Source organism: Bradyrhizobium sp. LTSP849 (genome assembly GCF_000938255.1).
In the GTDB taxonomy this organism is placed as follows: domain Bacteria; phylum Pseudomonadota; class Alphaproteobacteria; order Rhizobiales; family Xanthobacteraceae; genus Bradyrhizobium.
The window spans coordinates 50,567-63,683 of the sequence record NZ_JYMR01000049.1 but is presented as its reverse complement, the minus strand read 5'-3'; the positions used below and the strand labels follow the sequence as shown (position 1 = coordinate 63,683).

At 61.1% G+C, this 13,117-nt stretch carries 9 protein-coding genes; 1 reads left to right on the top strand and 8 read right to left on the bottom strand.

Translation table 11 applies throughout. The features are described from left to right. Nucleotides 1-41: 41 nt before the first annotated feature. Genes UB31_RS27035 through UB31_RS27015 form a run of 5 tightly spaced genes read right to left on the bottom strand, consistent with a single transcriptional unit; the run spans nt 42 to nt 5,312 of the window. Nucleotides 42-470, bottom strand: a complete 429-nt coding sequence (locus UB31_RS27035; protein WP_045013069.1) for a phasin family protein — start codon at nt 468-470, stop codon at nt 42-44. Between the two features lie 23 nt (nt 471-493). After that, nucleotides 494-1,444, bottom strand: a complete 951-nt coding sequence (gene phaZ / locus UB31_RS27030; protein ID WP_245306067.1) for a poly(3-hydroxyalkanoate) depolymerase — start codon at nt 1,442-1,444, stop codon at nt 494-496. Further along, nucleotides 1,437-3,140 (bottom strand): alpha/beta fold hydrolase, encoded by a 1,704-nt coding sequence (locus UB31_RS27025; RefSeq protein ID WP_045013068.1) that lies wholly within the window; start codon nt 3,138-3,140, stop codon nt 1,437-1,439. The genes phaZ and UB31_RS27025 overlap by 8 nt, the downstream gene beginning before the upstream one ends. Continuing rightward, nucleotides 3,137-3,616 (bottom strand): MaoC family dehydratase, encoded by a 480-nt coding sequence (locus UB31_RS27020; RefSeq protein WP_082078642.1) that lies wholly within the window; start codon nt 3,614-3,616, stop codon nt 3,137-3,139. The genes UB31_RS27025 and UB31_RS27020 overlap by 4 nt, the downstream gene beginning before the upstream one ends. A 43-nt stretch (nt 3,617-3,659) precedes the next feature. Next, nucleotides 3,660-5,312 (bottom strand): fatty acid--CoA ligase, encoded by a 1,653-nt coding sequence (locus UB31_RS27015; protein ID WP_082078641.1) that lies wholly within the window; start codon nt 5,310-5,312, stop codon nt 3,660-3,662. Nucleotides 5,313-5,829: 517 nt separating this feature from the next. Between UB31_RS27015 and UB31_RS27010 the strand changes: the two genes are divergently transcribed. Then, on the top strand, nt 5,830-6,789 hold the full coding sequence (locus UB31_RS27010) for an AraC family transcriptional regulator (RefSeq protein WP_045013066.1): 960 nt from the start codon (nt 5,830-5,832) through the stop codon (nt 6,787-6,789). Nucleotides 6,790-6,840: 51 nt separating this feature from the next. On the opposite strand, the gene UB31_RS27005 is transcribed toward UB31_RS27010, so the two are convergent. The 3 genes from UB31_RS27005 to UB31_RS26995 form a co-directional block, all read right to left on the bottom strand. Beyond that, the gene (locus tag UB31_RS27005) at nt 6,841-7,992 is read right to left on the bottom strand and encodes an OpgC domain-containing protein (protein ID WP_045013065.1); all 1,152 of its coding nucleotides are present in this window, start codon (nt 7,990-7,992) and stop codon (nt 6,841-6,843) included. A 393-nt stretch (nt 7,993-8,385) separates the two neighbouring features. Further along, nucleotides 8,386-10,098 (bottom strand): thiamine pyrophosphate-dependent enzyme, encoded by a 1,713-nt coding sequence (locus tag UB31_RS27000; protein ID WP_045013064.1) that lies wholly within the window; start codon nt 10,096-10,098, stop codon nt 8,386-8,388. Between the two features lie 131 nt (nt 10,099-10,229). Then, nucleotides 10,230-13,097 carry an ATP-binding protein gene (locus UB31_RS26995; protein WP_050044843.1) on the bottom strand — a complete coding sequence of 956 codons (2,868 nt, stop codon included), beginning with the start codon at nt 13,095-13,097 and terminating at the stop codon, nt 10,230-10,232. Nucleotides 13,098-13,117: the final 20 nt, after the last annotated feature.

The following is a 13,117-nucleotide window of genomic DNA, read 5'->3' as shown; positions in this document are numbered from 1 at the left end:
GTCCTCCCTCCGCTCTCGTCGTCACTTGCCCGGCAGCGTTATCAGGCCGATTTGTTCGGACCAACGCTGGCGCGGATCTCCTCGAGGCTCTCCTTGACGCGATCGTGGATGATCTTCACCGCGTCCGTGGTCGACTGTCTCGCGGCCGATGCGCTCTCCTGCGCGCCCTGCACCGTGATCTCGAACACCTTCCTGGCGAATTCGGTCTGCAACGCAATGTTCTCGTGAACCTTGCCGAGCGGCTTATATTCGCGTGCGAGCGTCTCCGCCTCCCGCAATCCCGCCTCCAGCACCTCGCGCTGCTTCTGCGCCACCGATTGCGCGCCTTCCGCGGCCACCTTCGTGCTTTCACTGAGGGCGTCGATGTTCTTCTTCTGGGTCTGGAGCAACTCGTCGACTTTCAGCTTCGGCAGGCCGAGATCGCTGCCGAATTTCCTCAGCATGTCGATGTATGAGGTCGCGTCCGTCATGATATCCTCCCTTGTGGTTATGCTCAGGACTGGCGGCGTCCACCCTCGGACGCCGGAACGAGGTTCTTGACGTAACTGGCCGTTCGCGACAGCAGGGATGACGGCTCGGCCTGCCTGCTCTCATCGGCCAGGAATGCCTCGATCAGCGCTGCCGTTTCTGCAGGCCGCGTCACCAGGAACAGGTGCCCATCATCGATCATGCGGAGCTCGGCGTTCGGGATCAGGCTTGCGAGGATGTGACCATTGATCGGACGCACAAGAGGATCGTCGCTGCCCATCAGCACGAGCGTCGGCTGCGGCAGCGCCCACAGCCATGGCAGGCTGGTCCAGCCGGCCATGGCGAGAAGCTGATACAGATAACCCAGATTGCGCGTGCCATGCATCGCGGTCGCATGCCGGCCGATCAATGACGGGTCGTCGCGAAACGCACCACCGTAGATGTCCGCCGCGATCCTGTTCATGTAGTCCTTGTCGGTGTAGCGGCGGGGCGTCGCCATCTTCCACAACACCGAGGGGCTTGCCGGCACCATGGTGAAACCGGGCGCCGTCGCGGCGAGCACCAGCCGCCGGCACAGTGTTGGGTATTGATGCGCGAATTGCTGCGCGATTGCCCCGCCCCAGGACACGCCGGCGGCATCAACCTCTGCATAACCAAGCTCCGCAGCGAGGCCAGCAGCAAGGCGTGCCAGCGTCGACGGGCGATATGGCAACAGCGGCCTTGGCGAACCGCCGACGCCGGGCACGTCAAAGATGACTGTGGTCGTGCTCGTTAGCGCTTCGAGGAACGGCCGCGCTAATTCCCAATTGGCGCCGATCCCGTTGAACAGCAACAGCGGCGGCCCGTGGCCGCTGCCATGCTTGACCGCGACCTGAAGCAGTTGTCCGTCGATCGTGATCTGCCGGACCTCGATCGTTCCCGGCGTAACGATGACAACCGATTCGGCTTTTTTCCCGCTGGTGAGATTGTCATTCAAAGACGTAGGTCCCCGGGGCCGTGCCAAGGGTTGGGTGATGCACACTGCCGAGCGACGCAGGCGCCGCCACCTCCTCACCCGAGCGGACATGCAGCCAATCGCGCCAATCGAGCCACCAGCTCCCCTTCCGCTTCTCGGCCGAAGCCTGGAACGCGTCGGGGGTACCGGCGCCGACCGGTCCGATCATGAAGGACGCCTTTGGATTGGTGGGCGGATTCAGCAGGCTTTGCAAATGTCCGCTGTTCGAAAGCACGAAGGTGGTGCCCTCGCCCATGATCTGAGCCGTCTTGTAGACCCCCTTCCAGGGCGTGATGTGGTCGGTGACGCCAGCGACGACATAGCAGTCGGCCTTCACCTTGCTCATATCCACGGTCTTGTCGTTGAGCGTGAGCTTGCCGGCATTCACGAACGGGTTGCTGAAATACAAGTCGAGATAGTCGCCATGCAGCCCCGCCGGCAGCCGCGTCGTATCGGCGTTCCAGTAGAGGATATCGAAGGCCGGCGGCTGGTTGCCGAGCAGATAATTGTTCACCCAATAGTTCCAGATCAAATCGTTGGGCCGCATCCAGGCGAACATCCGCGCCAGGTCATGGCCGTCGACGATGCCGCGCAGCCGTGACATCTCCTTGGCTGCGCGCATCGTTTCCGGCGTCATCAGGCAGCCGAAGCCGCTTTCTTCGGCCGAGTTGGGATCCAGCAAGCAAACCGCCAGCACCAGGTTCTTGATCTTCTTCTCGGCCGCGCTGCCGAGAGTCGCAAAATAGGCCGTCGATGTGATGCCGCCGGAGCAGGACCCCATCATAGTGATGTCTTCACTGCCGGAGATCTCGCGCACCGCGTGGACGGCCTCGTCGAGCGCCGCCACATAGGTGTCCAGGCCCCAGTCGCGATGCGCCTCGGTCGGATTACGCCAACTGATGGCGAAGGTCTGTATGCCACTATCGAGCAGAAATCTCATCAGACTCTTATCCGGAGAGAGATCGAGCGCGTAGTACTTGTTGATCTGCGGCGGGGTCACCAGCAGCGGCCGCTTCCGGACGGTCGCCGTCATCGGCGTGTACTGGATCAGCTCGAGCAGTTCGTTGCGCAGCACGACCGCGCCCGGTGTGACCGCAAGATTCTCGCCAACCTTGAACGCACTGGTGTCCACCATCGACGGCATGCCGCGATTGTGGGTCAGGTCATCGAAGTAATTCTTCAATCCGTGCCAGAGACTTTGTCCGCCGCTGTCGATGAACTTGCGCACTGCGGCCGGATTGGTGAGCATCGCGTTGGTCGGCGCGACGGCATCGATCAGGATCTCGGTGACGAGGTGCGCGCGCGCCTTGTCGATATCGCTGAGGCTGGTCTTGTCGACAAGGCCATTGACGGCCTCGCCCCACGCCAGATAGGCCTTGAGCAGGCCGTTGTGCAGCGAGCTCTCCTTCCATGTCGGGTCCGAGAACCGCTTGTCGCCGGCCTTTGGCGCGCGCTCAGACTTGCCGGCGACAATCGAGCCTAGCTCGCCGACGAAGGCGAGCCACTGTTCCGTTGCGACCTTCGGCTCGTTGATGACCGCCTTGAACAGGATTCCGGCGCTGTCGAGCAGATCCTGGCCCTGGATGGCGACGAGGGGATTGAGCGCCAGCGTATTCCTGGATGCCTCCTCGGAGATTTCTGCGCGCGACGATGTCGGGCCCGGATTTTCCGTGCTCATGATCGTCTCGCTTCCGTCGCGGGAATCAGCAGTGCCAGCGTCTCGGCAATCAGCGCGGGCTTTTCCGATCCCTCCACTTCCAGCGTGTTCTGGGTCTTCATGACCACCTGCCCACGTTCCTTCGGCTCGATACCGGCAAGAACGACACGCAGCCTGACCCGCGCGCCCGCCGGCACCGGCGCGAGGAAGCGCACCTTGTCGAGGCCGTAGTTCAGGCCGGCTGCCGCGTCGACCGGGATGACGCCGACCTGCATCGACAGCGGCGCCACCATCGCCAGCGCCAGATAGCCGTGTGCGACCGGACCGCGGAAGGGACTCTCACGCCGCGCCCGTTCGACATCGACATGAATCCACTGATGGTCGCCGGTGCAGGAGGCGAACGCATCGATGCGCGCCTGATCTATCGTGGCCCATTCGGACAGGCCAAGCTCCGTTCCAACTCGCTCGCTCAAACCGGCAAGGGTGAGGTTGCTCACATTTTCCTCCTTCGATATTTCATCGCCAACCGCGATCGAACGGCTACACGTCGCCGTAGAGCTTGCGCAGCTCCTTCTTGTTGATCTTGCCGACGCTGGTCTTGGGGATGCTGTCGATGAAGAGGATCTTCCCGGGGATTCCGTATCGCGAGATGACGCCCTTGTCGGCGAACACTTTGAGATGATCTTTCACGATCGTATCGGTGACACCATTCGTCTCCGCCGGTTTCTTGACGACGAGCGCAAGCGGTCGCTCGCCCCAGCGGTCATCCTTGACGCCGATGACGGCCGCTTCCCCCACGCCCGGGCATTGGGTGATCAGGTCTTCGATCTGCAACGAAGACACCCACTCACCACCGGTCTTGATGACGTCCTTGAGGCGATCGGTGATATGGACGTAGCCGCCCGGGCTCACCACCGCGATGTCGTTGGTGTGCAGGTAGCCGCCGGCCCACAGCTCCTCCGAGCCCTCGGGATTGTTGTAGTAGCCCTGCGTCAGCCAGGGCGAGCGTAGCACGATCTCTCCGGACGACTTGCCGTCATGGGGGACATCGTTCATGTCCTCATCGACGATGCGCAAATCGACCAGCGGCGCCGCCATGCCCGCCTTGGTCCGGAACTCCACCTCCTGGTCGTGATCGCCGCTCAGGTCGCGCGACATGACATGGGCCACCGCGGCGATCGGGCCGGTCTCCGACATGCCGTAGCCAGCAAAGATGTCGATGCCCGCGGCGAGCGCCTGCTTTGCCAGCGCCTTCGGCAACGCCGAGCCGCCGATCACCATCTTCAGGCCCGCAAGGTCTGTCTTCGCCGCCGCGGCGGCGTTCAGCAGCATTTGCAGGATCGTCGGGACGCCGTGGGTGAACGTGACGCCCTCGCTCTTGATCAGCTTGACGAGCATCGCCGGGTCGTAGCGCCCGGGGTAAACCTGCTTGACGCCGGCCAACGTTGCAGCCCAGGGAAAGCCCCAGGCGTGCACATGGAACATGGGCGTGATTGGCATATACACGTCGTCGCGCGAGAACCGGCCCTGCTGGCTCGCGATTCCGAAGAATGCCAGCTCGCCCAGCGAATGCAGCACGAGCTGCCGATGGCTGTAATAGACCCCCTTGGGCAAGCCGGTCGTTCCGGTGGTGTAGAAGGTCGTCGCCTGCGTGTCCTCGTCGAAATCCGGAAAATCATAGGTGGGCGACGCTTCGGCGAGCAGGCTTTCGTACTCGCCGGCAAACGACAGGCTTCCGGTCTCGGGACGAGGACGATCCGACATCACGACGAGTGTCATGACCTTCGTGAGCTGCGGCCTGATGCCTTCCAGCAAGCCGACGAACTCGTCGTTGACGAGCAGCGTGGACGCACCGGCGTGATTGATCGTATAGGCGACCTGGTCGGGCGAGAGCCGCACGTTGACCGTCTGCAACACCGCCCCCATCATCGGGATCGCGAAGAAGGACTCAAGAAACCTGTTACTGTCCCAGTCGAGAACGCCGACCGTGTCGCCGGGCTCGACACCGAGCCCCTTCAGCGCGGAAGCGAGGCGCGCGATGCGCTCTCCGAGCTGGCGATAGGTGAAACGCGTTCGATCGCGATAGACGATCTCCTGCTCGGGCGATTGCAACAGCGGGGTATGCCACAACTGCTTGAGGATCAGAGGATATCGATAGGCGGATTTGGCGGTCTGGATCAGCCTTCCCACCATGGCGGCCTCCCTCGAAACGTTGCCTCTCCCCCGGCTCCTCGCGACGTCCGCAATTATGACCTGCGGATCGCCTCGGCCGGTCGTCTCTCACACGACGATTTCATCACCCGACGTGGACACCGACCGTCGCTTGACGCGTGGTATTTGTGAAGGTCCGAAACGGACATCAACGGGGTCCAGAACGGACAGGTTAAGACCACTCCGGCATTCGTTCTTGAATAAAGCTGCTCATTTCGCGATTTGCGGCGACGCGGCATCCAGCTGAGGCGTTGCGAATCCGGCCTTGCTTCTGATGATCCAAAAAGCTGCTATCGTTGCCGAGTCCACGGGCTGGAGGGTGAACGGGAGCGCGCCCATCTCGGATGCTCCGTTACAAAGGCGGATCTGATTGCAAAAAATTCGGCAACATCATTCTTCCCCGTCGTCACCACCGCACTCGGACGGAGCGAAGGGATCGCCGATCGTTGGCTTAAGCGAACGCATATACGAGACGACCAAGCTTGCCGCGCTGTTCGACATGATGTTGAGCCAGGGCCACCCGGCCAGCGAGATATTGAAGAACGTCAATCTGCCGGCGAAGGAGGTATATTCCTCGAAAGCCCGGATCTCGCTCAAGCAATTGCTGACAGCCTGCAAGAATGCTGTCCGGCTCTCGAGGGATCCCCACCTCGCCTATCGGATCGGCGCATCCATTCATATCTCGACCTACGGGATGTACGGTTTTGCCATCCTGTGCTGTCCCGACTTTCGCCGGACGATGCAGTTCGCGATGCGGTACCACATGCTTGCCGCGCCCTTGGCTGCGATCAGCTTCAGCGAGGAGAACGGATCCGCCATCTGGTCCATCGAACCTCATCTGCACGCCACGACGGACCTCGCGCTATACCGGTTCATCACCGAGATGCAGATCGGAATACACATCTCGCTGATGCGCGATGTCATGGGTCCCGCGTTCGCTCCGGACGAGATCTGCCTCGCCTACCCGGATGTTGGAGGCGGCGGCTTTCCGAAAGACGAACTGCGATGTCGCATTGGCTTTGCGAGACCCGCGAACAAGATCGTTTTCCGCTCCACATGGCTGGAGCAGGAGGCAAGTCTCGGCAACAAGACCACCTATCCGTCGATCGTCGCGCTATGCGACGACCTGCTCGACGATTTGACGTTGCGAATCGGCATCGCCGGAAAGATTCGCGAACTCCTGCTGGCGGATATTGCCAACCCGCCAACTTCCTCGGCGGCGGCGAGGCTTCTCGGCATGAACGACCGCTCCCTGCGTCGCAAGCTTCGGCAGCAGGGTCTGTCCTATCGCGGCCTGCTGGACGAGCTCCGCACCCAGATTGCGGTGAAGTATCTCCGCACGACCAGGCTTTCGAACGACGACATCGCCTTGGCGCTCGGGTTCAGCGATGCCGCCAATTTCCGTCGCGCGTTCCATCGCTGGACGAACAAGGCGCCAAGCGACATCAGGGCAGAATAGGCCGCGTGATGTCCGCCGGTATCGTTGCGCGACGTAGCCCCAAGGAGCCCGTTAGCCTGCCACTGCGACGACCGGCTTGGCCTTCGGTGCTTTGTCAGCGTTCTTCGACCAGGATCGGTAGTATGCCAGCGCGGTCATCATCAGGATGCCGGCAATGCTGACCACAATCTGCATCCAGATGGCGCCGGAGATCTCGACCAACACGACATGTGCGGCAAAGGACAGGAATATCCCGGAGCAAAAGACTTCGAGCGACTGCTGACCGCATTTGATTGCCGGCCGAAAGATCGCCCATTCCAGCCCAGGCCAATCGCGTGGCAGCAGACGAACGACAAAGAACGCGAATACGACGAAGTGCAGCAGGCGATAAGGCGCGAGGTTGGTCTTGTCGTTCGGATTGAAGGCGCTGTAGATCCCCGGCGGGATCAGTGACCGCAGTTCGTCGAACCGGGCAGCCATTGTCATCACCAGAGCGAACAGAAGGTAGGCGGTGCCGAGCACCAACGCGGTACGCGACCGGATGAACGGCATTGCCTGCGCCGATCCACCTAGCGCAAACCAGGCCCCGAACGTGAACAGAAATTGCCATGCGAATGGATTGAAGTACCAGAGGCCAGTTGGATAGGCCGAAAGATTCCAGCCGAAGTGCCTGGCTGCCAAATAGAGCACCCCCGAAGCGGCCAGGGTCATGTTGGGCCTGCGCAGCATCAGCCAGAGTATCGGCGGGAAGACGCCCATCAGCACGATGTAAAGCGGCAGCACATCCATGTTCACCGGCTTGAAGCGCAGTATCAGCCCCTCGAACAGGAACTGCGCCGGATTTGCCAGAAAGCCCCGGATGTTGAAGTCATCGGTAAAGCCGGAGTTACCGGACCTCTGTGCGACATATCCGATTTCAGCGAGGTAGAGCACGAAAAGGAAAACGTGGGCGACGTAGATCTGCCAGACCCGCTTCAGAAGCCTCGTCGCGCCGATGATAAACCCGCGTTCGAGCATCATCCGTGCAAAGACAAAGGAGACCGTGTAGCCGGAGATAAAGATGAAGAGATCCGCCGCATCGCTGAAGCCGTAGTTCCGCGTTGTCAGCCAGTTCACGATGTTGTTGGGGATATGGTCGAGGAAGATTCCCCAATTTGCCACACCTCGGAACAGGTCCAGCCGGAGATCCCGGCCCTTCGTCGGGAGCGTCGCGAGAATCTTCATCGTCAATGCACCGAAGCTTTGCCCATCTCTTCCGCCTACGATTTGCCTGCGCAACGTCTCGGTTTACGGCGTCTGGAGCCCGCCCCGGCATTTCGACGTGATCCCCCGAGCATAACTGCCCATGCCTGCTGGTATTGTACAAACGTGCGCATGCTGGATGTGAGTTCAGCAGAAAGACGAGAGACGAGGCTGGAAGAACAGCCCCGACTTTCAATCTTCTTCCGAAAAATGCCATCCTGTCCGTGAGTCCCCGACGACAGCAAAATACCTTACCATGGGCAAGGCCAATGGCTCCGGGAATTTCGGCAATCTCGATCGACCCATGACGGCAATGCTTGGCCAATCTCATGCAGTGTGGCGTGCCACACTGCTGTTGAGGGACGGCGACCTCGACTAGAGGAAATTCTCCTTCACCATCTCCCAGACGTCTCCACCTCGGCCGTGCAGGATCGCACGAGCAGAATAAAGCGCCATCCCGATTGCAGGCTCGACCTGCATGAATGGCGGCATGACGAGCTGCATCGGGTTGACGTGCACGTGCAGAAGTGCGGGCCCCGGTTGCGCCAGCCAGTCCTTGACCGCGGTCTCGAGCTGGTCCGCGTGCGAAACGGTCTGGCCCCACAGACCCAGCGCACGCGCAACGCCGGCGAAATTCGGGTTCTTCAGCTTCGTAAAAGTATCGAGCATGCCCTCCGCCTTCTGCTCGATCTCCACAAAGCCAAGCTTGCCGTTGTCATAGACGGCAATCTTGATGGGCAACTCCTGTTGGACGACCGTCATCAGGTCGCCGAACAGCATCGAAATCCCGCCGTCGCCTGCCATGCACACGACTTGCCGGCCGGGTTCCGCCGTCTGGAGCCCAATCGACGACGGCATGCCGTTGGCCATCGTTCCATGAAGTAGACTGGCGAAAATGCGACGCTGCCCGTTCGCCTCGATATGGCGATAGGCCCAGGCGGCCGGGGTGCCGTCGTCGGCCGTGAACAACGCATCCTTTGCCGCATGGCGGTTGATCACCTGCGTCAGATAGCTTCCAGGAATAGTGCCATCGTGGCCCGCAGCCACCTTGGCCTGCTCCGCTTCCCGATACTTCGCGTAGCGCTTCACATACGCGCTTCGGAACGAGGCGTCGGTGCGCTCATTGAGCTTCGGCAGCAACGCCTCCAGCGTCGCCTTCACATCGCCGACAACGCCCTTCGTGATCGGATGACGTCGACCCAGATGGGTCGGGTCGATATCGACCTGCACGATCTTTGCTTTGTCCGGATAAAATTGCCGCCAGGCAAAGTCTGCGCCCAGCATCAACAGCGCGTCGCAGTCCAGCAGGGCGTGGTAGCCGGCCTCGTTGCCGAGCATCCCGGTCATTCCGATGTTGTAGGGATTGTCAAACTCGAGGAAGTCTTTTGCGCGCGATGTATGCGCGATCGGCGCCTTCAGCCTGTTGGCGACCGCGAGAATCTCCTGATGCGCCCCCTGGCAACCCGAACCACCGTACAGGACGACGCTTTCGCTGCTGTTGAAGATGTCTGCGATCTCATCAAGATCCGCATCGTTCGGCCGGGTGACGGGCCTGGCGACGTGCACGGCATAAGGGATGTTGTCATCCACAACCGAGGCAGAGATATCCGCCGGCACGATCAGAACGGCAACACCACGTTTCGCCAGAGCCGTTTGGCACGCGATCACGGTCTTGCGACGCGCCTGCGCCGGCGTATGGATCATGTCGCAGAAGACGCTGCAATCCCGGTAGACCTGCTTGAAGTCGACCTCCTGGATGAAATCGAAGCCCAATTCATCGCGAATGATCTGACTTGCGATCAGGATGACGGGCGCGCGGTTGCGATTGGCTTCGAAAATTCCGTTGATGAAATGCAGGCTTCCGGGGCCGCAGCTGCCGGCGACCGCCGTCAGGCGATCCGCGACCTGCGCCTCCGCCTGCGCGGCGAACGCCCCCGCCTCCTCGTGCCTCATCGATATCCACTCGATCTCGCTTTTCTCGAGCGAGCGGGCGATCAGATTGAGAGTGTCGCCGACGATGCCATAACAATGTTTGACGCCCGCACTTTGCAGGGTTTCGACAATGATATCCGCGACCAGCTTGCCCATGACATTCAACCCTGGCTGTGACCTTTTCTGCCCACAGCGTGCACCCAACTGCACTGTCGGGGCTTGGATCGGAATGCGAGGACTTGAACCCGCCTGCGCAGACAGCGCACGGCTGCGGGATGGCGCACCTTTCAGCCGACGCCGTCGGTTCCGGATTGGAGTTGGCCGAGCATGTGCAGGGCACGGCCGCGAGCAGGAAATGAAATTCCCGCCGGCATTCGATCAAGGCTAGCGCTGAGATATTCGTAAGCTTCCGGCGCGCGATCCTGTTTCAGCAACAGCCCGGCCAGGTCCGTCGCAGCTGTCAATTCGAACAGGGTGGCGGACTGGCGTTTGGCCCAGTCGATCGCCGACAGCAGGCTTTCTTCGGCGCCGGAATGATCCTCCGCGGATCGAGACGCCAGGATGAGGCCTTTCATCCTGAACAGGGCGGGCATGTGCAAGAATTTGCCGGCGCGCTGCTGTTGCGCGATTGCATCCACCGTGAGAGTCAGCGCTTCGTCATTCTCACCGAGGTCCACGAGAGCGGCGGCCAGATCGCAGGTGAAATCCATATTCAGCATCTCGTGACGCTGGACGTGAAGCTCTTCCAGGGCTCGTTTCAGCAATTGGATCGCCTCGATGCGGTTGTCCTGAAGGAGCAGCCATTGCCCCTTCAGGCCGGCCGCAATGGCGCGATACGGCATCAGGGAATGCGCGGCGGAGAGCTCACTCAGTTCTCCGATATACTGGTCCGATTGCTTCAGGTCAGCCATGGCCAGAAACACAGGCAGGACCAAAGCCACCGATCGGCAAAACGTGGCGGGGTTGCCCGACCTTTGGCCTTCCTCTCTGGCTCGCCTTGCATAGTCCAGCGATTGGTCGAGCAAGCCCCTGTACAGGAGAGAACGTGCCATGCCGACGAGCAGGAAGCTCGTATAGTGGAAAAGATACAGTTCCGTTCGGGAGCGCGGTCCGGACGCCAGGTGACGGAGGCCCGATTCGCAATGCAGCTGCGCGGCGAGGTGATTTCCCAACAGATGTTCGGAGGCGGCCAGCATGGCTTCCGCCAGCGCCATGTCGTCGTGATCCCCCGTCCTCAACGCCAGTTTCTTGCTCCGGACGGCGATGTCGGTCGCACCCTGAATATCCATGGTCCAGTGCGAGTACGTGAAAAGTCCGCTCAAAATCCTCAGCTCGTAGCGGAGATCTCCCCGCTCGATTGCAATCTCCAGCGCCTTCACAAAGGCGGTCCGGACGCGTTGATCGTTACCTTCCGTGTGCATAATGGCCAGCGGTATCGATGCAGAGATTTCCATTGCGCGGCGGGAGTCTCGATGCGGATTTCCCAGGCTTGCCATCGCGCGTTGCGCCCATGCCTGGCATTCGATCAGCAGTGACAGCTCCAGAAACACCTGTGTGGAGACGGCGGCCAGTCGCGTTGCGATCTCGGCATCGCCCTGAGGCCCGAAGCTCCATTCGAGCGCAGCACGGACGTTGCTCAATTGGTCGGAATAGGCCGCAACTCTTTCAGCGCCTGGCAGGCCTGACAGCGCCTCTCTCAGCGTTTCGAGATGCCCGGCGAGGTATTCCGCATGCCGGCCTAAGACCATGTCGACTTCGGCGTGCTCCTCCAGTTTTTCGAGCGCGTATGCCCGGGTCGTGTCCAGCAACCGATACTGCGCCTGCGCGGCATCGATCCGGGTTGCTATCAATGACTTCTCGACCAGGCCTGCGACCGCGTCGAAAATTTCCTCGGCTCCCACGCCGGGTTCGCCTGCGACAGATCGCGCGCCGTCCAGGGTGAAATGGCCGACGAAAGGAGCGATGCGTCGAAAGACAATCCTCTCTGCGTCCGACAGCAGATCGTAGCTCCAATCCAACGTCGCCTTGAGCGTTCGATGTCTGGCAACTGCCGTCCGATGGCTTAGTTTCAGCAATTCCAGCCGGGACACCAGGAGGTCGACCGTGCTCTTGAGGCCAAGGGCGGCGACCTGCCCTGCTACCAACTGGATTGCCAACGGAATCCCATCCAGCTTTCGGCACAGCTCCGCAACAAATGGCGCTTCCTTGTCGGTGAGAGCGACGCTACCTGCCCTCGCCGCCACACGCCGTACGAACAGCTGCACTGCCGGATATCGCAGCACCGCATTTGCCGTTTGTTCCGAGCCTTCTGGCGGAAAATCAAGAGGGAGAACCCGACAGCAATGCTCACCCTCGACTTTCAATAATTCCCGACTCGTGGTCAGAACGTGGATCTCTTCCGTTTGCTGGTAGAGCTGCTCGGCAAGCGAGGCGACCGCCTCGATCACATGCTCGCAGCTGTCGAGGATGATCAGAAGTTTCCGCGACCGAATGAGCTCGACCAGCTCCGGGCCAGGATCTCTTGATTTGAGCGCGAGCCCCAGGGAGATCGCGACCGCCGCAGCAACATGGTGCGGATCGGCGAGGCTTTCCAGATCGACAAAATAGATCTCGCTGCCAAACCCTTCGGCGGCGACGCGGCCGATGGCCAAGGCAATGGTCGTCTTGCCGATGCCGCCGGGACCGAGCAGTGTTACGAACCGGTCATTTCGAAGTTTGTCGCTTACCTCCCTGACGAACGTCTCGCGCCCGATCATCGTGATCGGGCGCACCGGAAGCCTGCCCTGGTGCGGAGACCTAGCGTTCCTGCCTTCCGTGGTGCCTCCGAGGGGGACCACTGTGCCGACGAACGAGTAGCCCCGTCCCTTGATGTTTGCGATGTAGCGGTTGCCGAATTGGCCGTCGCCAAGCGCCTTGCGGATCGCGGCCACGTGAACGCGGATGCTCCCCTCCTCGACGGTTACATCCGGCCAGACGCGATCGATCAACTCCTGCTTTGCGATCACCTCACCCGGACGCTCGACAAGGTGGATGAGGATGTCGAGGGCCCTGCTGCCGAGGGGCAGCGCCATGCCATCGCGCCGAAGCACCCTTTCCCTCCTCGAAAGCTCAAAGGGGCCAAACAGCAGATTTCCACGAAGCTGATCGTCAGTCATTGCGATTGGCACGGGCTTTG